Origin of the sequence: Tersicoccus phoenicis (assembly GCF_001968835.1) — a bacterium.
GTDB classification, from domain to species: domain Bacteria; phylum Actinomycetota; class Actinomycetes; order Actinomycetales; family Micrococcaceae; genus Tersicoccus; species Tersicoccus phoenicis.
Genome location: NZ_MRDE01000127.1, coordinates 1 through 307, shown reverse-complemented (window position 1 = coordinate 307; position 307 = coordinate 1). Strand labels below are relative to the sequence as shown.

At 68.1% G+C, this 307-nt stretch carries 1 protein-coding gene; it reads right to left on the bottom strand.

Features of this window, described 5'->3' with window-relative positions:
- Positions 1-34: 34 nt before the first annotated feature.
- Positions 35-307 (bottom strand): hypothetical protein (locus tag BKD30_RS15430; protein WP_143588240.1); only part of this gene is annotated, 273 nt, incomplete at its 5' end.

Here is a 307-nt window from a genome sequence, read left to right as displayed (position 1 = left end):
GTCGTCGTCCTCGTCCGACCCAGGTTGTCATACGTCAGCCACTTCGCGCCCAGGCCCGCCCCCGCCACCGGGGTGATAGTGGTGAGCTGTGGTCGGTGTTGTACCCGTAGACCGTCCGGTTCGACCCGTTCCCCGGCGCCGTGGCCGTCGCGACCGTCCCGTCCGGGTTGTACGTCAAGACCGCCTGAGCGGCCAGGGCGTCCGTGGAGGTCAGCCGGTTCCCGGCCCCGTTGAACGTGTAGGCCGACGTGTTACCCGCATCGTCCGTGCTCGAGGTGGCCAAGTACTTCGTGTTCGCCGCCGTGTT